Annotated in this window: 15 protein-coding genes; 5 read left to right on the top strand and 10 right to left on the bottom strand. The window is 71.9% G+C overall.

Annotated features, from left to right (window positions below; translation table 11 throughout):
- Nucleotides 1–5: 5 nt before the first annotated feature.
- Complete coding sequence (locus tag ACFQ6S_RS09065; protein ID WP_383405335.1) at nt 6–1,043, bottom strand: hypothetical protein; 1,038 nt, start codon at nt 1,041–1,043, stop codon at nt 6–8.
- Between the two features lie 114 nt (nt 1,044–1,157).
- Nucleotides 1,158–2,129: an LLM class F420-dependent oxidoreductase gene (locus tag ACFQ6S_RS09060; protein WP_383405333.1), complete on the bottom strand. Its 972-nt coding sequence runs from the start codon at nt 2,127–2,129 to the stop codon at nt 1,158–1,160.
- 114 nt (nt 2,130–2,243) lie between these two features.
- On the opposite strand from ACFQ6S_RS09060, the gene ACFQ6S_RS09055 reads away from it, so the two are divergent.
- Nucleotides 2,244–3,680 (top strand): serine hydrolase domain-containing protein, encoded by a 1,437-nt coding sequence (locus ACFQ6S_RS09055; RefSeq protein WP_383405331.1) that lies wholly within the window; start codon nt 2,244–2,246, stop codon nt 3,678–3,680.
- Nucleotide 3,681: 1 nt separating this feature from the next.
- Here ACFQ6S_RS09055 and ACFQ6S_RS09050 read toward each other — a convergent pair whose 3' ends face one another.
- The 7 genes from ACFQ6S_RS09050 to ACFQ6S_RS09020 all read right to left on the bottom strand — a co-directional run bounded on the left by ACFQ6S_RS09050 (nt 3,682) and on the right by ACFQ6S_RS09020 (nt 12,399).
- Nucleotides 3,682–5,280: a serine/threonine protein kinase gene (locus ACFQ6S_RS09050; RefSeq protein WP_383406509.1), complete on the bottom strand. Its 1,599-nt coding sequence runs from the start codon at nt 5,278–5,280 to the stop codon at nt 3,682–3,684.
- A 157-nt stretch (nt 5,281–5,437) separates the two neighbouring features.
- A complete protein-coding gene (locus ACFQ6S_RS09045; protein WP_383405329.1) occupies nt 5,438–6,397 on the bottom strand; it encodes a threonine/serine dehydratase in 960 nt (319 codons plus the stop codon).
- Nucleotides 6,398–6,523: 126 nt separating this feature from the next.
- Complete coding sequence (locus ACFQ6S_RS09040; RefSeq protein ID WP_383405327.1) at nt 6,524–7,672, bottom strand: polyprenyl synthetase family protein; 1,149 nt, start codon at nt 7,670–7,672, stop codon at nt 6,524–6,526.
- On the bottom strand, nt 7,669–8,733 hold the full coding sequence (locus ACFQ6S_RS09035; protein ID WP_383405325.1) for a tetratricopeptide repeat protein: 1,065 nt from the start codon (nt 8,731–8,733) through the stop codon (nt 7,669–7,671). Before ACFQ6S_RS09035 ends, ACFQ6S_RS09040 begins: the two co-directional genes overlap by 4 nt.
- Before the next feature lie 206 nt (nt 8,734–8,939).
- Nucleotides 8,940–9,617, bottom strand: a complete 678-nt coding sequence (locus ACFQ6S_RS09030) for an AIM24 family protein (protein WP_383405323.1) — start codon at nt 9,615–9,617, stop codon at nt 8,940–8,942.
- Nucleotides 9,618–9,682: 65 nt separating this feature from the next.
- Nucleotides 9,683–11,062, bottom strand: a complete 1,380-nt coding sequence (locus ACFQ6S_RS09025; protein WP_383405321.1) for a CAP domain-containing protein — start codon at nt 11,060–11,062, stop codon at nt 9,683–9,685.
- Nucleotides 11,063–11,151: 89 nt separating this feature from the next.
- On the bottom strand, nt 11,152–12,399 hold the full coding sequence (locus ACFQ6S_RS09020; RefSeq protein WP_383405319.1) for a serine hydrolase domain-containing protein: 1,248 nt from the start codon (nt 12,397–12,399) through the stop codon (nt 11,152–11,154).
- Nucleotides 12,400–12,605: 206 nt separating this feature from the next.
- Between ACFQ6S_RS09020 and ACFQ6S_RS09015 the strand changes: the two genes are divergently transcribed.
- The 4 genes from ACFQ6S_RS09015 to ACFQ6S_RS09000 all read left to right on the top strand — a co-directional run bounded on the left by ACFQ6S_RS09015 (nt 12,606) and on the right by ACFQ6S_RS09000 (nt 19,260).
- On the top strand, nt 12,606–13,793 hold the full coding sequence (locus tag ACFQ6S_RS09015; RefSeq protein WP_383405317.1) for an ROK family protein: 1,188 nt from the start codon (nt 12,606–12,608) through the stop codon (nt 13,791–13,793).
- Between the two features lie 23 nt (nt 13,794–13,816).
- Complete coding sequence (locus ACFQ6S_RS09010) at nt 13,817–15,634, top strand: alpha-galactosidase D (RefSeq protein ID WP_383405315.1); 1,818 nt, start codon at nt 13,817–13,819, stop codon at nt 15,632–15,634.
- 63 nt (nt 15,635–15,697) lie between these two features.
- Complete coding sequence (locus ACFQ6S_RS09005; protein ID WP_383405314.1) at nt 15,698–18,070, top strand: glycoside hydrolase N-terminal domain-containing protein; 2,373 nt, start codon at nt 15,698–15,700, stop codon at nt 18,068–18,070.
- Nucleotides 18,070–19,260 carry an SGNH/GDSL hydrolase family protein gene (locus tag ACFQ6S_RS09000; RefSeq protein ID WP_383405312.1) on the top strand — a complete coding sequence of 397 codons (1,191 nt, stop codon included), beginning with the start codon at nt 18,070–18,072 and terminating at the stop codon, nt 19,258–19,260. The genes ACFQ6S_RS09005 and ACFQ6S_RS09000 overlap by 1 nt, the downstream gene beginning before the upstream one ends.
- A 6-nt stretch (nt 19,261–19,266) precedes the next feature.
- On the opposite strand, the gene ACFQ6S_RS08995 is transcribed toward ACFQ6S_RS09000, so the two are convergent.
- Entirely contained in the window at nt 19,267–22,209 is a 2,943-nt protein-coding gene (locus ACFQ6S_RS08995) for an ATP-binding protein (protein WP_383405310.1), read from the bottom strand.
- Nucleotides 22,210–22,258 lie beyond the last annotated feature (49 nt).

Raw genomic sequence — 22,258 nt, 5'->3', positions numbered from 1 at the left:
GCCGGCTACTCCTGCGACGCCGACCCGCCCCGCGCCCCCTGAAGTGCGGCGATGCATGTGGCGATGGCCTGCTGGAGGTCCTCCAGCTGCTGGACCATGTCGTCCTCGACGAACTCCTGCACATCGTCGAAGGTCAGCTCCTCGAAGACCTTCGTCGCCCGCTGCAGGCTGTTGTAGAACTTCGTCCGCCGCTCCTGCACCCGCAGCTCGGGGTCGGCCTCCACCGCCTCCACGACGAGGGACTTCATGGTGTCGTAGGCGTCGGAGGCCCACTCGCCGGTGTCCTCGTCGTCCTCCAGCTCGTCGATGAGCGACAGATGCCGCTCGGCCTCCTGACGCAGGTCGACGGGCGCGTCCACGGTCTGCCCGGCCGGGGTCTTGATCTGGCCGGACTCGGCGATCTGGCGGACGTAGCCGATCCGGTCGGCCGACCGGCTCTCCGTGACGACGGCCTTCTTCAGGTCGTCGGTGCGTACGACGTCCCGCGCCAACTCGGCCTGCAGGTCCGGGTCCTCGCGCACCCGGTCGAGCAGTGCCTGGCGGGCCGCGCGGGCGGTGGAGGGGTCGGCGAGGATCGCGGCGCGCAGCGCGGTGGGGTTCTCGGCGACCTCCAGGGCCTTGGTCGGGCGGATGCCCTCGGCCTCGGCGGCCTCGGCGATGGCGGTGCCGCGCTCGGACGTGGCGCTGTTGCGGGAGACGTAGTAGCCGAGCCACACGTCGGCGTCCGGCAGCTCCACCTCCTGGCCCGGCGCGAGGGCCTCGAAGTGCGGGACGAGACCGTCGTCGGCGGCCCGGTCCCAGGCCTTGTAGTAGCGCATGACGCGGTCGGGCGAGCACCCGGCGAGCTCCGCGAACTCCTTCGCGGACACCTTGGGCGTCTCGTCCGCGCCCTGGCCGCCGGGCCGGACACTGCGCGCCACCATCAGACCGAAGGCCCACCCCCCGGTCCGCGCGTAGACCCCGAACTCGCGCGCGTCCCGCGCGACGAGATCGGACAGCGGGGCCTGCGGGGACGTCTCGGGCGGGACGAACGCCAGTGTCACGGGTGACTCTCCTGTAGGGCTGCTCGGACGGCAGAAGTGCCGACCGGCAGCTTATGGCACCCGCGGACGACGCTCGCCGCTGTCCCCGCGTCGCCCCGTGCGGTCGGCGTGCGGTCAGCCGAGGGCGTTCCGCAGCGCGGGCAGCAGCGTTGTCTGCGCCCAGTCGAGATAGGGCAGCTGCTCCTCGCCCCCGATCTGCACCAGCGCGATCTCGGTGAATCCCGCCTCGGCGTACGGGCGCACGGCTTCGACGAAGGCGTCGGGGTCGTCGCCGCAAGGGATCGACGCGGCGACGTCGTCCGGCGTGACGAACTGCGTCGCCGCGTCGAAGGAATCCGGGTGCGGCAGCTCCGAGTTGACCTTCCAGCCGCTGCCGAACCAGCGGAACTGGGAGTGGGCGCGTTTGATCGCGGTGTCCCGGTCGGGGTCGTAGCAGATCGGCAGCTGTCCCACGCGCGGCTTGCCCTCGCCGCCGTGCCGGTCGAACGCGGCCAGCAGGCCCGCCTTGGGCTCCGTGGCGATCACCAGGTCGCCGAGCCGGCCCGCGAGTTCGCACGACTGGTCACCGGAGACGGCGATGCCGATCGGCGGCGGGTGGTCCGGCAGGTCCCACAGGCGGGCCGACTCCACGTCGAAGTGCGTGCCGCGGTGGTTCACATGGCCGCCCTGGAAGAGCGCCCGGATGATCTGCACCGCCTCCTCGAACCTCTCGTGCCGCACATCCACGGACGGCCAACCACCGCCCACGACATGCTCGTTGAGATTCTCGCCGGAGCCGAGACCCAGCCGGAAGCGGCCCTCGGACAGCAACTGCATCGTGGCCGCCTTCTGCGCCACCACGGCCGGGTGGTAGCGGAACGTCGGACACGTCACGTAGGTCATCAGCGGAATCCGCGACGTGGCCTGGGCGGCCGCACCCAGCACACTCCACGCGTACGGCGCGTGACCCTGGGAGTCCAGCCACGGAAAGTAGTGGTCCGAGGTCACGGAGAAGTCGAAGCCGACCTCCTCGGCGCGGACCAGATGGTCCACCAGCGCACGGGGGCCGGCCTGCTCGGTCATCATCGTGTATCCGATCTGCACCATATGCGCCGAGTCCCCTGGCTACGGGTGGTGAAAACGGGACGGACGGGACGGGATGCCGGGGTCCGGGTGCGAAACCCCTCGATCATCGCCCGGGTCTCGGGAGAGGATGCCGGTATGTCTGCGCGCCCGTTGCCTTCGAGCACCCCCGCCGCCCAGGGTGTCGACGCCTCCGGCGTCCTCGCCTTCCTCGACGCACTCGACGCCGCCCCCGCGATAGAGCCGCACAGCCTGATGATCCTGCGCCACGGCAGCCTGGTCGCCTCCGGCTGGTGGGCGCCGTACACCCCCGAACGCCCGCATCTGCTGTACTCGATCAGCAAGAGCTTCACCGCGACCGCCGCCGGACTCGCCGCCGCGGAGGGGCTGATACGGCTCGACGATCCGGTGATCTCGTACTTCCCCGAGTTCGAGGCCGACATCACCGATCCACGCAGCCGCGCGATGCTGGTGCGGCATGTGGCGTCGATGGCGAGCGGCCACGATAGCGACACCATCTTCGAGGCACGCAAGCGCGACAGCGAGGACCTCGTGCGCGGCTTCCTCCAGGTACCGCCGCCCCGCGACCCGGGCACCGTCTTCGCGTACAACCAGCCCGCCACCTTCACGCTCTCCGCCATCGTCCAGCGCGCGAGCGGTGTGTCACTGACCGAGTATCTGCGGCCGCGCCTGCTGGATCCGCTCGGCATCGGCGACGTCGCCTGGCTGAAGGACCGCAGCGGCAGGGAGCTCGGCTTCAGCGGACTGCACGCCACCACCGACGCCGTCGCCCGGCTCGGCCGGCTCTATCTGCAGGGCGGGGTGTGGGAGGGCGAGCGGCTGCTGCCCGAGTGGTGGGTGACGGAGGCGACGCGCGCGCAGATCTCGAACTCTGAGGTCATGCCCGGGGACGACTGGCAACGGGGCTACGGCTTCAAGTTCTGGATGTCCCGGCACGGCTATCGCGGCGACGGCGCGTTCGGCCAGTTCTGTGTGGTGCTGCCCGAGCACGACGCCGTGATCGCGACGACCGCGGACACCTGGGACATGCAGGGCCTGCTGAACCTGGTCTGGGAGCATCTGCTGCCCGCGTTCCGGCAAGCACCGCTGACCGGCGGCGAGGAGGCGGACGCGGCCCTTGCGGAGCGCCTCGCCGGCCTGGCGCTGTCGCCCGCGTCCGGTGAGCCGGCACCTGCCGAGCGGGCCCGGTCCTGGTCCGCCGAGGCGTTCACCCCGGACGGCGGTCGCTGCGAGCAGCTGCCCAAGCTGACCGCCGTCGACCTCGCGCCGGACGGGGACGGCTGGACGCTGACACTCACCGAGGACGGCCACCGGCTTCCGCTGAGGCTCGGGGGCGCCGGCTGGACGGTCACCGAGGATCCGGTGCCCACCGCGGTGAGCGGCGGCTGGACCGACCCGGACACCCTCGTCGTGGACGTCGCCTTCCTGGAGACCCCGCACCATCTGGCCGTGACCTGCTCGCTCAAGGACCGTACGTTCACGGCCCGCTGGCGCACGGACCCGCTGCACGGACTGCCGCTGCGGGCGATGGGCGCACCCCGGGCGTCGGCCTGACTCAGTCCCCGGGAACCCGGAAGGTCCGCAGGAACAGGTCCAGGGCCTCCTGGTTCCCGGGGTCGTCCCAGTCTTCCTCCGGGGTGGTCCAGCGCAGTGAGTAGCCGCGGTGTTCGTCGATGAGGAAGCCGCGGCCGAAGGTACGGAAGCGGGTGCCGTCGTCCTTGTCGGAGACCCACTCCATGTCGGCGGCCTCGTATCCCTGGTACGTGGTCGCCTCGATGTCGCCGATCCGCTGGAAGCCGGTGCGCTCCTCCAGGTCGGGCTGGACGTCGTCGCGCCAGACGGCGACGGGGTCCGGGCCCAGGGCCTCGCTGTAGGTGACGGTCAGCCTGCGGTCGTCGCCGTCGGCACCGAAGAAGACGCGGTACGCCACGTCCGAGGCACGGCTGGTGGCCAGTGGCTTCCAGCCCTCGGGCAGGGCGACGGAGAATCCGTCCGGTGACTTGTACGTGTGGTAGCCGCCGGGCAGGCCCGGGTTCGAGGCGGACGCGGTGGGGCTTCCCGGATCCGTCGCTTCCGCGGTGGGGGACGCGCTGGGCGTGGACGAGGGGCCCTTGCCGGTCGGTGCGCCGGCGGAGGCGGACGGGCTGGGTGCCGTGCCCGTCGCCGACGAATCCGCGTCGTCGCCGCGGCTGTTGGTCACCACGAGGACGGCGGCCGCGACGGTGACCACGGCCAGGGCCGTGCCGAAGACCAAGGCGCGTCTGCCCCAGACGGGTCCGACGGCGCAGCGGCCGCGCACCCGGGGGCGCGCCATCGCCTGGGTCGCCGCCTCGGGGTCCTCGTTGAGGACGCGCGTGAACGCCTCGCGGATCACCGGTCTGCTCAGCCGCTCCCGGGAGTCCTTGCGCAGCAGCCCCTGCACCGCCTGGGTGAGCGGTCCGGCGCGCACCGGGGCGCGCAGCGGGAGCCGGTCCACTCCCTTCAACGTGGCCTCGGGACGGTCCCGTTCGCGGTACGGCGGACGCCCCTCGACCATCGTGTAGAGGATCGCGCCGAGCGCCCACATGTCGGACGCCGGCCCGATGCGCTCGTCGCGGGCCTGTTCCGGCGAGGCGTACGACGGCGCGGCCACGCGCGGCGCGAGGGTCGCACCGGCCAGTCCGAAGCCGGTGACCACGACGGACCCGTCGCCGCCGACGAACACCTGCCCCGGGCTCAGCTCGCCGTGCGTGATGCCGGCGACGTGCGCGGCCTCCAGCACATCGAGCAGTTCGAGACCGATGCGCGCGGCCCGCACGTAGTTGAACGAGCCCTGCTGGGCGATGAGTGCGCCCAGGGGCGTGCCGTCGATCCACTCGGTGACGATCCACAGGCTTCCGGACTCCTCGACGGCGTCCAGCACGGCGGCGACCCGGCCCGGGCGCAGCAGCCCGATCCGTTCGGACGTACGCAGGAGGCGCGAGGTGGCCCGGCGCCGGTCGTCCGGGCTCGAATCGTCGGGGAGCCCGATCTGGGTGAGGAGGCACGGGCGTTCGGTTTCCATGTCCTCGCCGTAGTAGCTGACGCGGTTCGTCTCGCGATGGACGACATCGACGAGCCGATACCTCGCGGCGACCAACTCGGCTGTGGAGACGCGCGCCTTGACCATGGCCATCCCTCGCTGAACCCGGGCTCTCATTTCTCACAGGAAGTACGAGAGGCATGACGGGAAGCGTTCAACGAAAACCCCAACTAAAGGGCGCCACTTTTCATTTGCATTCTGACGCAGGAGTAAGTTCGGGAAAAGCGCAGGGAAATTGAGTATGAATCCTTCAGCGGAGGCCGGAATCGGCTGCCCAGCGCAGCACGTCCGAAGTCGCCGCGTTGCCTCCGCACACCACCAGCCCGAGACGGGCGCCGTCCCCGACCCGCTCCAGGACCTGACGGGCCGCGGGCAGCAGACAGCCGGCCGCCGGCTCGGTCCACACCTTGGCATGCTCGGCGAGATCGAGCACGCCCCGCACCGCCTCCCGGTCCGGCACCACGAGCACCTCGTCGACCAGCTCGGACACATGGTCGTACGTCAACTGCGACACGGCCGGCGCGCTCAACGTGGACACGATCGACGACAGGGCCACCGGCACCGGCCCTCCCGCCGCCAGCGCCCGGGACATGGCCTCGGCGCCCTCGGTCTCCACGCCCCAGATCCGCAGGTCCGGACGGCGGGCCCGCAGGGCCACCGCGACACCGGCGATGAGCCCACCGCCCCCGACGCTCACGATCACGTCCGTAAGCTCACCGGCGTCGTCGGCCAGCTCCAGCCCGACGGTGCCCTGTCCGGCGATCACCAGGGCGTCGTCGAAGGGATGGACGAGTGTCAGTCCTTCGTCCCGCAGCCGGGTGACGAGCGAGAACGCGCTGTCCATGCCGTCGGTCAGCCGCACCGCCGCTCCGGCGTCCTCGACGATCCGGATGGAGCGGGCGGGCGCCGAACGCGGCATCACGACCGTCGCCTTCACATCGAGGACGGCGGCCGTCATCGCCAGGGCGATGCCGTGGTTGCCCCCGCTGACCGCCACGACCCCGGCGGCCCGCTGGGCCTCGCTCAGCGACAGCAGCTTCGCCGTCGCGCCGCGGGCCTTGAACGACCCGGTGCGCTGGAGGAGTTCGAGCTTCGCCGTGACCGGAACACCGAGCAGGGCCGTGAGGCCGGGGCTGGGCACGGTCGGGGTGTGCACGACGTGTCCGGCGATGAGGCCGGCCGCGGCTTCGACGTCCGAGATCCCGATCAAGGCAGTCACCTCTCCGGCGCGGGGCGGGGATCCGCGCCGTTCGGCACCCTGACGTGGGAGACGTCGCCGGTCAACCCGGTTTCGCCAAGGCGGCGAAAGACACCGCCGGACGGGTGCGGCGCGCTCTCACAGATCGCGCCGCACGAGGAAGTCCAGCAGCGACCGCAGTTCCTCGGTGGGCCCCTCCTGCAACGGTACGTCCGCCAGGGCCGCCTCGACGGCGGCCACATGACGCCGTGCCTCCGCCAGCGCGGCCGTGCGGCCGCCCGCCTCCTCGATCAGCGCGGCCACCTCGCCGGGGTCGGCGGGCGACTCCAGCAGCGTGGAGAGCCGTCCGGCCGCGGGGGAGTCGAGGGCGGCGAGCACGGGATAGGTCTTCTTGCGCTCCCGTAGATCGCCGTACACCGGCTTGCCGGTGACGGCCGGGTCACCCCAGATGCCCAGCAGATCGTCCATGATCTGGAAGGCGATGCCCAGATGCCGGCCCGTGCGGTCGAGGGCGGAGACCGTCGCGGGCGGCGCACCGCCGAGCAGGGCGCCCAGCGCGGCCGCGCAGCCCAGCAGGGCGCCCGTCTTGTGCTCCGCCATCGCCCGGTACTCCTCGGGCCGCACCCGCTCCGGCCCCGTCCAGGGACGCGTGGCGAACAGGAGGTCGTCCGCCTGTCCGCGGACGAGGTCCTGCAGCGCCACCGACAGCAGCCGTACGGCATCGGGGCCCGCCGGTGCCGCCGCGAGCGTCTCGACGGCCAGGGCGAACAGCGCGTCGCCCGCGAGAACGGCGGGGCCCGTGCCGTACGCCTTCCACACCGTGGGGCGCCGACGCCGTGCCTCGTCGCCGTCCATGATGTCGTCGTGCAGCAGCGAGAAGGCGTGCACCAGCTCCACCGCGACCGCCCCGGGCACCGCGCTCCGGCCGGGCGCACCGGCCGCCTCGGCGGCGAGCACGGCCAGCGCCTGCCGTACGCCCTTCCCGCCGGAGCCGGCGGACGGCGTGCCGCCCACCTCGCACCAGCCGAAGGAGTACGCGGCCATCTCACCGACCCAGGGATGCGTCCGCCCCACCGCCTCCCGCAGCGCGGGCCGCACCAAGGCACGGCAGCGGTCCAGGACTTGGCGTGCGTCGGCCGGAGCGTGCCCCGACGAGGAGTGCGGGTGGCCGTCGCACGGAGCTACAGCCGACGAGGAGTGCTCGTGACCGTCACACGGAGCCGGTGCCGACGAGGCGCGCCGGTGGGTGTCCGACGGAGTCCGGAGCGCCGAAGGGACCGCCGTCATCGTCCGACCACCGCCCCCGCGCCCGCCATCGCACCCTCGCCGATGCCGAACTCCTCCTGTGCCCGCGCCACCATCTGCCGCGCGTGCCGCAGGCCGATCCGCTCCAACACCCCGGCCAGTTCGCTCAGTTCGGCGGCCGTCTCGGTACGGTCGCGCCCCAGCCGGGCCCGCGACTTGGCCAGCCCCAGCCGGGACAGCGCCTCCCCGCGCGGCTCACTCATCGCGCGGAACTCCGCGAGCGCCTGCTCGTACAGCTCCCGGGCCTCGGCGTAGCGCGCGGCGCGATAGAGGACGTTGCCGCGCATCTTGTGGTTGTAGGCCAGCGCGCTGGAGAGCTTCATCGCACGGCATGTGGTCTCCGCCTCGGACAGCAGCGCCAGGGCCCGCTCCACATCGCCGTCGCGCACCGAGACGATGTCCGCCAGTCCGCGCAGCGCCCAGGCGTGCCCGCGCCGGTCCTCGGCCCGCGCCGCGATCTCGGCCGCCTCCTCGAACAGGGCGTACGCCGTGTCGTACGAGCCCGTGTTGCGATGGATCTGGGCGATGCCCTCCAGCGCCCACACGGTGTGCCGAGCCTCGCCGCGCCGCCGTGCCTCGGCCAGCAGTTGCTCGTGCAGCCGGTGGACGGCCTCGTAGTCCCCCTGGATGCGCCCGGTCTCCGCCAGACCGGCCAGCGAGTAGCCGCGTACGACGACGTCGCCGCCCCGCTCGCCGAAGTCCGCCGCGAGCTGAAGGAGCCGCCTGGCCAGGGGGAACGCGCCGCGCTGCCGGGCCAGTGTGCCGCCGCTCCACAGGGCCCAGGCCATCGCCGCGGTGTCGCCGGCCTCGCGGGCGGCGCGATAGCTGGCCTTCCATGCCCGCTCCGCGTCACCGACCTGTCCCAGCCGGCGATGCGCCTCCGCGACAGCGAGTCCCGAACGCGCCGCCTCGCCGTGCTGCCCGGTCCGCTCGGCCGCTCTCAACTGCTCGGTACCGGCGGCCAGTACGTCGGTGAGCGACGAGTTCACGGACAGGGTGGTCAGGGCCCCCTGGTACTCCGGGGCGAAAGCCTTGCCGTACATCGATACCTCTCGATCGATATACACGCCGTGTCTACGCGCTGTGTATACATAGAGTGTATACGTGACGGGTATACATGGCGTGTATAGAGCTTTCAAAACCGGCCCCGGCCGGAAAGATCGGCCGGGGCCTCATCTGTTGTCGATCAAGACGTCGGCAAGACGGACAGGGTTGCCTGTGAGGCGCAGATCACCTCAGGGGCGGCGCTTCAGTGCTGCTGCGGCTTCTGCGGCGTCGCCTCGCTCGGGCGTACGACGACATAGCCCTGACCTTGCAGCATCAGCTGCACGGCCTCTCCGGATCCGCCGCGCAGCATCGAGCCGAGGGACTGCGAGCGGTGAAGTGAGGACTGCAGTCCGGCGGTCCAGCCGACAATCGCGTCCGTGTCGACGTACACCGGGTACTCGGGCGAGACGGGGATGACCAGAGGATTGCCGTCACAGACCAGCCCGAGCCGGCCCTGGCCGGTGAAGACGCTGTTGAACAGGCCGCCACCGGCGATGCCCGACCCCTTCACCGTCGCTATCCGGTACGACAACGTCGCGTCGAAGCACAGGACATTGCGGCCGTTGACCGTGAACTCGTCGCCGGGGTCGACGTCCACGATGAAGCAGTTCTGCGCCTCGTGCGCGAACCAGGCCTCCCCTTGCCCGCGCACCGCCATCAGCGGCAGCCCCTCACCGGTCACCGCCCGCTTGAGCATCCCGCCCACGCCCTGGCCCTTGCGCTCGAACTGGAGGTTGCCGCGGTAGGCGACCATCGCACCCTGGCGGGCGTGCATCTCGCCGTTCACCGCGTACTTGATGCACTTGGCGTTCTCTGTCGTCATGCCCGGCGCCGTGGCGGGCTGGACCATGTGCTCGCTGGAAAAGAGGTCACCCTTCATAGGGGCATCCTGTCCCGGACGGTCCCCTTCCGCCTAGATCGCGGCGTGTCGCCGGTCTCGGGCCGTCAGCCGCCGAAGAGTTGGGTCCAGTAGGTGCCCGCCGGGCCGCCGCCCGCGAAGCCGATGCCTATGTGGGTGAAGTCCCGCTTGAGGATGTTGGCGCGATGGCCCGGACTGTTCATCCAGCCCTCCACGACCTCGGCGGGGGAGCGCTGGCCGCACGCGATGTTCTCGCCGATCGTGCGCATACGGGAGCCCGCGGCGGCCGCCCGGTCCCAGGGCTGCGTGCCCTCGGGCGAAGTGTGGGAGTAGAAGGCCCGGACCGCCATGTCGGTGCTGTAGGCCCGCGCCGCGGTGGCGAGCGTGGGATCGATGGCAAGGGGGTGCAGGCCGGCCCGGGTCCGCTCCCGGTTGGTCAGTTCGACGACCTCGGCCGCGGTGCGGGACAGATCGCCCGGCGTGAGCGGCCTCGCCCATAGCGCCGTCCAGTATGTGTCGCCCGACGGGCCGCCCGTGACATACGCCAGGGCGGCCTGGGTGAAGGCCGGGTCGTGCAGGGTGCTGCGGGAGCCTTCGGTGCGCAGGCAGTACGAGACGAACTCGCTCGGGGTGCGGGGACCGGACACCAGCTGCTCGCCGACGGTCACGTAGGTGTACCCGGCGGCGGTGATGCGCTGGTACACGGAGACGCCGTCGGGGCCCTCGATGCCGAGCCGTCCCGCCGAGGCCATGGCGGCGGCGTGGGCCCGTGCGGCGGAGGCGAGCCGGGTGTCGAGGCTGACGGGCGGCGAACCCGCGCCCGCGCGGGCGGAGTTGACCAGGCCCAGGAAGCCGTCGGGATCGGGGGAAGGGGTGTGCGGTACGCCGACGGAGGACAGGGTGTGCATCGACGGTCGTGCGGTGGGCATCGGTGGCGCGGTGGGCGCGGGCGGGGCAGATGTCCGCCGGGCCGGGGCCGGCGTCGCGTCCTCGATCACGTCCACCCCGAAATCGCGCGCCAGCCCCGCGAGGCCGTCCGCGTACCCCTGCCCCAGGGCCCGCACCTTCCAGCCGCCGCCACGCCGGTAGAGCTCCGCGAGCAGCAGCAACGTCTCCTGCCGTGGCCGGGGAGGGGCGAACCGGGCGATCGGCCGGCCGCCGGAGTCGGTGACCTGCAGCGAAGGGGCGGGCAGCCGGCCCAGGGGAGTCCCGGGGTCGGCGGGGCTGACGACCACCGTGACCCGGGTCGCCCCGGGGCGCAGACGCGGCGGGTCGACCGTCAGAGTGTCGCCCTGGAGCCGGGCGCCCGGCGCGGACGGCTGGTTGTAGAACACGAAGTCGGCGTCGCCCCGGACCTTGCCGCTGTCGTCGGTGATGAGCGCCGACACGTCGAAGGGGCCGGGCACCCGGACGGTCACGCTGCCGCCCGGGAGGGGCAGATTGCCCCCGGGAACCAACTCGCTCATCGGGCCGTCCTGGTGGGTGGTTCGAGATCCGGTGGGGATGACCGGAGAACGCGCACCGGATCTCGAGGGTTCCCACCCGGCGCGCGCCCTCAGTTCGCGTCGAGGTCCAGCGGGTTCCCCGGTGCGATGTCCTCGTGCCGTTCGACGGGTGTGGCGGTCCGCCCCGGCTTCTTGGCACGCTTGCCGCAGAACACCGACTCCAGCGTGGTCAGCATCGTGTTGTGCACCGCGCCGTTGTTGGAGGCGTTGGCGAGCGCGGCGAAGGCGCGCTTGCCGTCCTTGGATGCGAACGCGTAGGAGTAGTAGCCCTGCACGGCGCCCGTGTGGCCGTAGACCGAGATCCCGCACGACAGATCGCGCCGCCTCAGCCCGAGCCCGTACGCCTGTGTGCTGCCCGCCGGCACCCACCGTTGCATCTGGGCCAGCTGCGCCCGGGAGGTCAGGCGGCCGCCGAGCAGCGCCGACAGGAAGGTGTTGAGGTCCCGGGTGCTGGAGATGACCGCGCCCGCGCTCTGCGCCCAGGACGCCGTCTGCTCGGTGGCGTCGACCAGTGCCGCGCCCGCGGTGTCCGGGGTGAGATAGCCGTGGGCGTGCCGGCCGGGGATCTTCGTGCCGGGGTGCACATAGAAGGTGTCGCCCAGGTTCAGCGGCTCGATGATCCGGTCGCGGTACTCCGTCGCCACGGAGTGCCCGGTCAGCTTCTCGATGAGCAGGCCGGCGACGACGAAATTGGTGTTGGAGTACGAGTACGCGCCGCCGGGCTTGGTGGTGCGCGGCTTGCTCAGGGAGCGGTTCACCAGCTGCCGGTAGGTGAAGACCTTCTTGCGGACCGCCTCGAAGCCGGGAACCGTCCGCGCGAACATCTCATTGGTGTAGTCGTGCAGGCCGCTGCGGTGGCTGAGCACATGGCGCACCGTGATGCGGTCGTCGGGCAGCAGCCCCGGCAGATAGCGGTTGACCGGGGCGTCGAGCTTCAGCTTCCTCTCATCCGCGAGTTGCAGCAGGACGACGGCCGAGAAGATCTTGGTGACACTGCCGATGCGGAACCGGTCGGCGTTGCTGAGCGCCCGTCCGGTCCGCCGGTCGGCGACGCCCACCGCCGCCCAGCGGACCGTGTCGCGGTCGTCGAGCCGCGCCATCGCACCGGGTGCGCCCTGCCGCCTCGCGGTGCGCAGCACGTTCCACAGGCCCGTGACATCCGGAGCGGCCGGCGCGCCCGCCGAGGCCTTGACCGTGGTGACGCCGGGTTCCTGGGGTGCGGCCTGTGCGGGGACCGCCAGGAGCGACACAAGGGCCGCCCCCACCGCCGTACCTCTGACCACCGCTGTTGAAAGCATCCGGATTCCTCCCGCTCGGGTCGATGTGCTGCTGATACGAGAACGATCATCTTGGTGCGGGGCAACCTTCTCGCATCGCGTCACATCGCCACAGACGACGCACAGTTGGACAGACGCCGATCACTGAGTGGGAGTCCTTCGGTGTTCCTTCAACTAATCCTGCTTCTTTTATTGACGGCGGAAATTAAGGGTCATAGGTTCCGCACATGTCTTCGACCCGCCGTGCCGAGACGTTCCCGGCGAACACGCCGGCCGCCTCGCAGATCTTCACCACGGTCCTCAGCCATGGGCCCCTCACCCGCCTGGAGGTGGCCCGGCGGGCGGGACTGTCCCCGGCCGCCGTCACCAAGGCGGTACGACCCCTCATAGAGGCCGGCTACCTGGTGGAGGACGTGGACGAGACGGCCCGCCCCACGCTCGGCCGGCCCGCCAACCCGGTGCGGGTCGACGGCGGACGGGCGTTGTTCATCGGCGTCAAGGTGACCGGCGACGAGATCATCGGCGTGCTCACCGACCTGTGCTGCCGGATCCGCGTCGCCCGGCACGCCCCGCTCCCGGACCCGGAACCCAAGGGCGTGCTGGCCTCGGTCACGGAGCTGGCGGGCGAACTGCTGGCGGAAGCCGGCGACTTGGGCATCCCGGTCCTCGGCCTCGGCGTCGCCGTCTCCGGAGACGTGGACCGTGGCGCGGGCGTCGTCCGCTACTCGCCGTTCCTGGAGTGGCGGGAGGTGCCCCTCGCCGAACTCGCCGCCGCGACCACCGGGCTGCCGGTCACCGTCGACAACGACGTCCGCGCCCTCACCGTCGCGGAGCAGTGGTTCGGCGCCGGTGTGGGGCTGTCCGACTTCGCCGTGGTGACCGTCGGCGCCGGCATCGGCTGCGGCCTCGTGGTGCACGGCCGGGTGGTGGCCGGTGCGCATGGCGTGGCGGGCGAGATCGGCCATGTGACCGTCGACCCGGCCGGGCCGCCCTGCCACTGCGGCAACCGCGGTTGTGTGGAGGCCATCGCGGGAGACGCGGCGATCCTGCGGCGGATCCGCGAGACCACCGGCCTCGAAGTCGCCGACACCGCCGAGGCCGTGGCGCTGGCCCACCAGGGGATCGCCGGGGCACGCGAAGCCTACGCCCGCGCGGGCGAGGCGATCGGCCGCGGTATCGCCACCGTGGCCAACCTGCTCGGCCCCGAGCGGGTGATCATCTCCGGCGAGGGCCTCGCCGCCCACGATCTGTTCGCCGAACAGATCCGCGACGCCTTCGCCGCGGCCGCGTTCGGCTCCGCCGACCGGTGCGACGTACAGACCCGCCCACTGCCCTTCGAGGAGTGGGCGCGCGGGGCCGCGGCCACCGCGATCCAGTCCTTCATCAGAGCCGACGACCAGCGCCAGAACCGCTGAACCAACCCAGGGAGGTACGACCCATGCGGTCATCCTCGTACTCCGTCATGCCCGCACGAGCCCTGAGAGCCACGGTGGTCCTGGCCCTCACCGCCGGTGCCATCGCCGCGGTCCCCGCGGCCCGGGCCGAGACCGCCACGCCCCCGGCCGCCCCGGCCACCACCACGGTGGCCGCCAAGCCGTACATGGGCTGGACGAGCTGGACCATGCAGTCGTCGAAGTACCCGGGCCTCAACCCGAAGGGCGACTACAGCTATCTGTCCGAGGCGAACATCGCCAAGCAGACCGACGCCATGGCCGCCAAGCTGAAGAAGTACGGCTACGAGTACGTCAACATAGACGCCGGCTGGTGGATGGACTGGTCCTGGAAGTCGCAGTTCGACGAGTACGGCCGGCAGAAGGCCGACCCGGTGCGCTTCCCCAGCGGTATGAAGGCCGTCGCCGACCGCATCCACTCCAAGGGCCTGAAGGCCGGCATCTACCTCCCGGTCGGCCTGGAGAAGGGGGCGTACAACGACGGCAAGAACCCGATCTGGAACGCCGAGGGCTGCACCACCGGCGACATCGTCTACGACGACCTGCGCACCACCAACGGCTGGGACAGCGCCTACAAGATCGATTTCTCGGACCCCTGCGCCCAGAAGTACATCGATTCCCAGGCCCAGATGTTCGCCGACTGGGGCTACGACTTCCTGAAGCTCGACGGCGTGGGCCCCGGCTCCTTCAAGAACGGCGACAACTACAACAACGTCGCCGATGTCGCCGCCTGGCAGAAGGCCATCGAGACCGCCGGCCGCCCGATCCACCTGGAGCTGTCCTGGTCCCTCGACTACGGGCACGTCGAGGACTGGAAGAAGTACTCCAACGGCTGGCGCATCGACACCGACGTCGAGTGCTACTGCAACACCCTGGTCACCTGGGAGAACTCGGTCGACGACCGCTGGGACGACGCCCCGGCCTGGACCGCGCACGCCGGCCCCGGCGGCTGGAACGACCTCGACTCCCTCAACGTCGGCAACGGCGAGATGGACGGCCTCACCAAGGCCGAGCGGCAGAGCTACGCCACCCTGTGGGCGATCGCCAAGTCCCCGCTGTTCACCGGTGACGACGTCACCAAGCTCGACTCCTACGGCCTTTCGCTGCTCACCAACCGCGAGGTCATCGCGATCAACCAGAGCAGCGCCCCGCCCGCCGAGCCCGTCACCGCATCCGACCCGCAGCAGGTCTGGGCCGCGAAGAACCCCGACGGCACCTACACCGTCGCGCTGTTCAACCTCTCCGACGCCCCCGCCTCGGTGACCGCCAGCTGGTCCGCCCTCGGCTTCAAGGGCAAGGCCGCGGTGCGCGACGTATGGAACAAGGAAGGCCTCGGCACCTACACCGACAAGATCATCCAGGCCCTGCCGGCCCACGGCTCCCGGCTCTTCACCGTCACCCCGCGCGGCACGGACCTCGCCTGGACCGGCTACGAGGCCGAGGCGGGCTCCAACACACTGAGCGGCAACGCCTCCGTGGCCGACTGCTCCGCCTGCTCCGACGGCCACAAGGTCGGCAACCTCTACACGGGCGGCAAGGTCACCGTCAACGATGTCGTGGTGGCCAAGGCCGGCACCTACCAGATCAAGGTCTCCTACGTCAGCGGTGACTCCCGTTCGGCCCTCGTCTCGGCCAACGGAGGCGGTGCCACTTCGCACAAATTCGCGTCCACCGGTGACTGGGGGACCGTCAACAGCGTCTACGTGCCGGTGAAGCTCAAGGCGGGGGCGAACACCATCACGTTCGACAGCGGCACCGGCTACGCGCCGGACCTCGACCGGATCGACGTTCAGAAGTCTCTCTGACCTTCCTCTGTGCGGGGCCCGGCCGTGCGCCGGGCCCCGCCCCAGCCGCCCCCGGAGCCGCACATGGACACCAGCACGAACGAGCCGAGCAGAAGATCCGTCCTCTCCCTGGCCACCACCGCCGGCCTCACCGCCGCCCTCGGCACCCTGCCCGCCTTCACCGCCTCCGCCGCGCCCGCCCGCCCCGCCGAGGTCCCGTTGCCCGCCGACGCCTCCCGCCACCGGCTCTGGTGGCAGGCACCCGGCGATGAAGGGTCCCTGATCGAACAGGGCCTGCCCGTCGGCAACGGCCGCATCGGAGCCCTCGCGAGCAACGACCCCGGCCGCGAACTGCTGCTCATCACCGACGCCACCATGTGGACCGGCGGCCTCAACGACACCCTCGACCAGGACGGCCAGTTCCCCTACGGCCGCGCCGACTTCGGCTCGTTCACACTGCTCGCCAAGCTCACCGTCGACATCCCCGACCACGACCTCGGCGCCGTGAGCGGCTACCGCCGCACCCTCGACCTCGCCCAGGGCCTGGTCACCAGCTCCTACGTCCGCTCCGGCGTCACCTACCGGCGCGAGATGTACGCCAGCCGGCCCGACGACGCCATCGTTGTGCACTTCACCCAGAGCGGCGGCGGCCGCTACACCGGCAGCATCACCCTCACCGGCACCCACGGCGAGCACCCCACCGCCGCCGAGTCCTTCGGCGCGACCCTCCCCAACGGCCTGCGCTACGGCGCCGCAGTCAAGGCCCGCGGCGACGGCGGCAAGGTCACCGTCCACGGCCCCCGCATTGACTTCTCCGGCTGCAAGAGCCTCACCGTGGTGGTCAGCGCCGGCACCAACTACGCGCCCGACGCCGAGGCCGGCTTCCGCGACCCCTCCCTCGACCCCGAGCGACTGGCCCGCACGAAGGCCCGCGCCGCCGCCGCGGAATCGGCCGACGCCCTGCGGCGCACCCACGTCGCCGACTACCGCGCCCTGTACGGACGGCTCGACCTCTCCCTCGGCACGTCCACGGCCGAGCAGCGCGAACTGGACACCTGGGAGCGTCTGCACGCCCGCACCCGCGATCCCGAACCCGACCCCGAGCTGGAGGCGGCCTACCTGCAGTTCGGCCGCTACCTGATGATCTGCGGCTCGCGCGACAGCCTGCCCCTGGGCCTCCAGGGCCTGTGGCTGGACGGCAACGACCCGGACTGGATGGGCGACTACCACACCGACATCAACATCCAGATGAACTACTGGATGGCCGACCGCACGGGCCTGTCCCCCTGTTTCGACGCCTTCACGGACTACTGCATCGCCCAGCTCCCGTCCTGGAACGACCTCACCCGCCGCCTGTTCAACGACCCCCGCAACCGCTACCGCAACTCCAGCGGCAAGAACGCCGGCTGGGCCGTCGCCTTCTCCACCAACCCCTTCGGTGGCAACGGCTGGTGGTGGCATCCGGCGGGGAACGCCTGGCTGTGCACCACCCTGTGGGAGCACTACGAGTACACCGGGTCACGCGAGTACCTGAAAAAGATCTACCCGCTCCTCAAGGGCGCGTGCGAGTTCTGGGAGGCGCGGCTGCTCACGATCACCCTCCCCGGCACCTCGAGAGAGGTGCTCGTGGACGACAGCGACTGGTCCCCGGAGCACGGCCCGCAGGACGCCAAGGGCATCACCTATGCTCAGGAAGTCGTGTGGACACTCTTCGGGAACTACTGCACCGCGGCCGCCGATCTCCGGCGGGACACCGACTACGCGGATACGATCGCCTCACTGCGCAGAAAGCTCTATCTGCCGCAGGTCAGCCCGACCACCGGCTGGCTGGAGGAGTGGATGTCGCCCGACAATCTAGGTGAGACCACGCACCGCCACCTGTCGCCGCTGATCAACCTGTTCCCCGGCGACCGTATCCGCCCGGACGGCTCCACCCCGGCCGACATCGTGGCCGGCGCCACCGCCCTGCTGGGCGCGCGGGGCATGGAGAGCTTCGGCTGGGCGAACGCCTGGCGGAGCCTGTGCTGGGCCCGCCTGAAGGATGCCGACAAGGCCTACCAGCTGGTCGTCAACAACCTCCGCCCGTCGACCGACGGCAGCAACGGTACGGCGTTCAACCTCTTCGACATCTACGAGGTGGAGCGCGGCCGGGGCATCTTCCAGATCGACGCCAACTTCGGTACGCCGGCCGCGATGGTGGAGATGCTGCTGTACTCCCGGCCGGGACACCTCGAACTGCTCCCGGCCCTCCCCGACGCCTGGGCCGCCACCGGCTTCGTCAAGGGCGTCCCCGCGCGAGGCGGCTTCGAGGTCGACCTGCGCTGGCGCGACGGGAAACCGACCGAGGCGCGGATCCACAGCGTCGGCGGCCGCACCACGACGGTCGCGTACGGCGACGTCTCGCGCACGGTGACCCTCGAGCGGGGCGCGTCCGTCACGCTGAAGGACTTCTCCTGATGAGGGCCGCGCTCCCGCTGGCCGCCGTCCTGCTGACGGTGGTCGCCTGCCAGTCCGCGCCCGCCGAGGCGACCGGCGACCCCAGCGGCGTCGTCACCTGGGGCGCCGGCGCCGATCGGATGAGCGAGGGCGTCGCCGGCCGCAGCTACCGGCTCGTCGTGCACACCAGCGTCGGCGGCACCGGCGTCCGGGTCCGGCTCTCCAACGCCTTCGGCGACCGGCCGATCACCTTCGACAGCGTCTACGCGGGCGTCCAGAAGCAGGGCGCCGAGCTGCGGGCGGGCAGCAACCGGCGCCTGGCCTTCGGCGGTGAGCGCTCGGTCACCGTGCCGGCGGGCGAGACCGTGTGGAGCGACCCGCTGCCCGGCCGGCTGCCCGCGGCGACCAACCTCGTCGTCAGCCTGCACAGCCCGGACGCGGGCGGCCCGGTGAGCGGCCACTGGATGGCCATGCAGACGTCGTACGCCACCCAGGGCGACCACACCGCCGAGGACAGCGGGGACGCCTGGACGATCCCGACCGGCTCCTGGTTCTACCTCGACGCCGTCTCCGTGCACGCCCCCGCGCGCACCGGAGCGGTGGTCGCCCTCGGCGACTCCATCACCGACGGCTGGCAGTCCACCTCGGACCTCAACCGCCGCTGGCCCGACTACCTGGCGCGCCGGCTGCAGAAGTCGGACACGGCGGTGAAGGGCGTGGCCAACGAGGGGATCTCCGGGAACAAGGTCCTCGCGGACGGCCCCGGCCAGAGCGCCCTGAACCGGCTGGACCGGGACGTGCTGTCCCAGCCGGGTGTGCGGACGGTGTTCCTCTTCCAGGGCGTGAACGACATCAAGGCCCATTCGGGCGTCACGGCCGAGGATCTGATCGAGGGTTACCGCGAGATCGTCGACCGGGCGCACGCGGCCGGCAAGTGCGTCGTCGGCGCGACCGTGGGCCCCTTCAAGGGCTGGCACGAATGGGACCCGGCCGCCGAGGCCGTACGCCAGGAGGTCAACGCCTTCATCCGCACCGGCGGCGAGTTCGACGCCGTCACCGACTTCGACCGCATCCTGCGCAGCCCCTACGACCAGGCGAGGATGCTGCCCGCCCTCGACGGCGGCGACCACATACACCCCAACGACAAGGGCATGCAGGCGATGGCCGACGCCGTCGACCTGACCGCCCTCGACTGCGACACCAGCGGGTGAGGGGCGTCAGCCCACGGTCTCCTCGCGGGTGATCAGCCCCTCCCGATAGGCGATGGCAACCGCCTCCGTACGGCTCGCCGCGCCGAGCTTGGCGAGGATGTTGGAGACATGGACGCTCGCCGTCTTGCCGGTGATGTACAGCTCTTCGCCGATCTGCCGGTTGCTGCGGCCGAGGGCGAGGAGATGCAGTACGTCCTGCTCGCGGGCCGTGAGCGGGGAGGAGCGGTCGGCCGTGGTCTCCGCGAGGCGGCCACGGCGGACCAGGGCGTCCACGCGCTCCAGCAGCGGCGTCGCGCCGAGCCGGGCCGCCGTCTCCCGGGCGGCCCGTGCCTCGGCGGCCGCCGCCTCACGGTCCTCCGCCGCCAGCAGGGCCTCGGCGTGGCGCAGCCGGCACCGGGCCCGCTCGTAGTCGTCGCCGTAGTCGAACGCGGCCACCGCCTTCGCCCACGCGTGAACGTCCGGCCCGGTCACGGCCCGCGCCCACTCCGCCTCCGCGCGGGCCAGCCACGCCATGCCTTCCGGGCCCTGCGGTGTGCCGTCCCCGCCACGGACGGCCGTCGTCCGCGCCAGCTCGACCAGCTCGGTCGCCGTGTCCGCCCAGCGGCGCGCCCCGGTCCCGTCACCGGTCAGACGCAGTTCGGCGGCCAGGTCGGCGACCGCGGACAGCGCGAGGGCGGCGAGCCGTACCGTGGCGTCCGGCAGCGTTCCCGCGTCGTCGGTGAGGGCGGCGACGGTGGACCGCATCTGCTCCACGGCCGCCTCCGCGTCACCGCGCAGCGCCGCGGCGTCGGTGAGCGCGATGCCCGCGACGAGCGTGCCCATCCAGTCGAACGGTCCCCGCAGCAGCACACGGGCCCGCTCGGCGGCCTCGAAGTCTCCGCGCGCCAGCGCGACGTACAGCGCCGGAGCGGCGGTGTAACCGCCCGCCGCGGGCAGCACCTCGGTGTCGGCCGCCGCGGCGGTCAGGCACTCGTCCCAGCGACCCAGCGTGTACAGCATCAGCAGCTGCAGATACCGCATCTCCAGCGGGTACGGCGAGGACAGCAACCCCGCACGCCGGGCGCGGTCCAGCCCCTCCGTCAGCCAGGGCAGACACCCCTCCAGGTCACCGGACTCGAAACAGCCGACGGCGAGGTTGAACAGGGCGCGCATCTCGACCGGTGCGTTTCCCGAACGCCGCGCCAACTCCCGGGCCTCACGCAGCCGTTCACGGCCCTCGGGTGTGCGCCGGCCGCCGCCCTCCAGCCCGGCCAGCGAGATGAGCAGGTCGGCCCGGGCATCCGTCACCTGGAGTTGCTCCGCGGTGCGCAGGGCCTCGCGGGCGACCCGCAGCGCCGTCTCGTTCTCCCCGACCTGGCGTGCCGCCAGGACATGTGTGGCCGCCGCCCACACCCACGTCCGCGACGGTGGCTCCGCCGGGATCAGGGAGAGCGCCTCGCTGCTGTAGGCGAAGGCCGCCGTCAGGCTGTCCACGTCGAGGAGATTGCCGGCCAGCGTGTAGCGGACCCGGGCGGCGAGTTCGTTGTCCGTGTCATGGCCGACGCCCGCGAGTGCGGAGCGGGTGAGGGAGACCGCCCGGTGCGACTCCCCGGCGTGCGCCGCGGCCGCCGACGCGCGCAGCGTCAGCGTCACCCGGTCGTTGCCCTCGCCCGAGGGCCGTGCCGCGGGCTCCACCGACGACCACAGGTCCAGCGCCGTCTCCAGATGCCGTAGCTCCTCGGCCGGCGCGCCGACCCGGTGCGCGTGGGCGGCGGCCTCCAGCGAGGCGGCCAGGGCCTCGGCCAGGTCATGGCTCTCGCGGTAGTGGTGGGCACGCTCCGCCGCCGTGTCGTCCGGACGGCCGCGCCCGGCGAGCAGGCGGGCGAACGTGCCGTGCAGCCGGGCCCGTTCACCGGGCAGCAGATCGGCGTAGACGGCCTCACGCGCGAGGGCGTGCCGGAAGGCGTACGTGTCCCCGTCGCCCGGCACGAGCAGCTGCCGCCCGACGGCCTCGCGCAGCGCCGACTCCAGCTCCTCCTCCGGAATGCCCACGGCACCCCGCAACAGGTCGTCCTCGACGCGACGCCCCGCGACCGCCGCCGTGCGCAGCACCTGCTGGGCGGTGTCGGACAGCTGCTCGAACCGGATGAGGAGGACATCGGCCAGCCCGCTGGGCACCCCGCCGGCCTCCGTGTCGGTGGCCGCGACCAGTTCCTCGGCGTAGAAGGCGTTGCCCTCGGCCCGCTCGACGATCCGCCGGACCGTGGTGTCCGGCAGCGGCTGCTCCTGCACGGCCCGCACCAGCTCCGTGACTTCGGCGTCGGCCATGGGCCGCAGCTCCAGCCGCTCGACGGCGGGCAGCCGCACCAGCTCGGCGAGCAGCGGCCGCAGCGGATGACGCCGGTGCAGATCGTCCGCGCGGTACGACGCGAACACGGCGAGCCGATGCGCGGGCGCCCCGCTCGCCGCCCGCTGCAGGATCCCGCGACTCAGCAGGAACCGCAGCAGATCCCGCGACGACTGGTCGGCCCAGTGCAGATCCTCCAGGACCAGCAGCACCGGTGCGATGTCCGCCAGATCGGCCAGCAGCCCGGCGATGCCCTCGAACAACCGCAGCCGGTCGCTCACGGCGTCCGTCCCACCGCCCAGCAGCCGGCCCACGACGGGATGCGCGGCGAGGACACCCGCGAACCGGTCGTCCCCGGCGACCACACCCAGGACCTCGGTGAACGGCAGATACGGCAGCCCGACGTCCCCGAGATCGACACAGTGCCCGGTCAGCACGATCATCCCGTCGGCGCGGGCCCGCCCCGCGGCCTCGTCCAGCACCCGGGTCTTGCCTACCCCGGCGTCCCCGGCGACCAGAACGGCCCGGGCGTCACCGCCCCGGGCACGCTCCAGCACCCCGGCGAGCCGGGCGAATTCGTCGTCCCGGCCGATGAGCGGGGTGCTGAAGGAGGCTTGCGACACGAACACATCCTGCCACTTGCCACTGACAGAGCTCGTGTCGTTGCGGGCG

The sequence above is a fragment of the Streptomyces sp. NPDC056479 genome (genome assembly GCF_042795335.1).
Lineage (GTDB): Bacteria > Actinomycetota > Actinomycetes > Streptomycetales > Streptomycetaceae > Streptomyces.
This window is presented reverse-complemented; position numbering and strand designations above follow the sequence as displayed.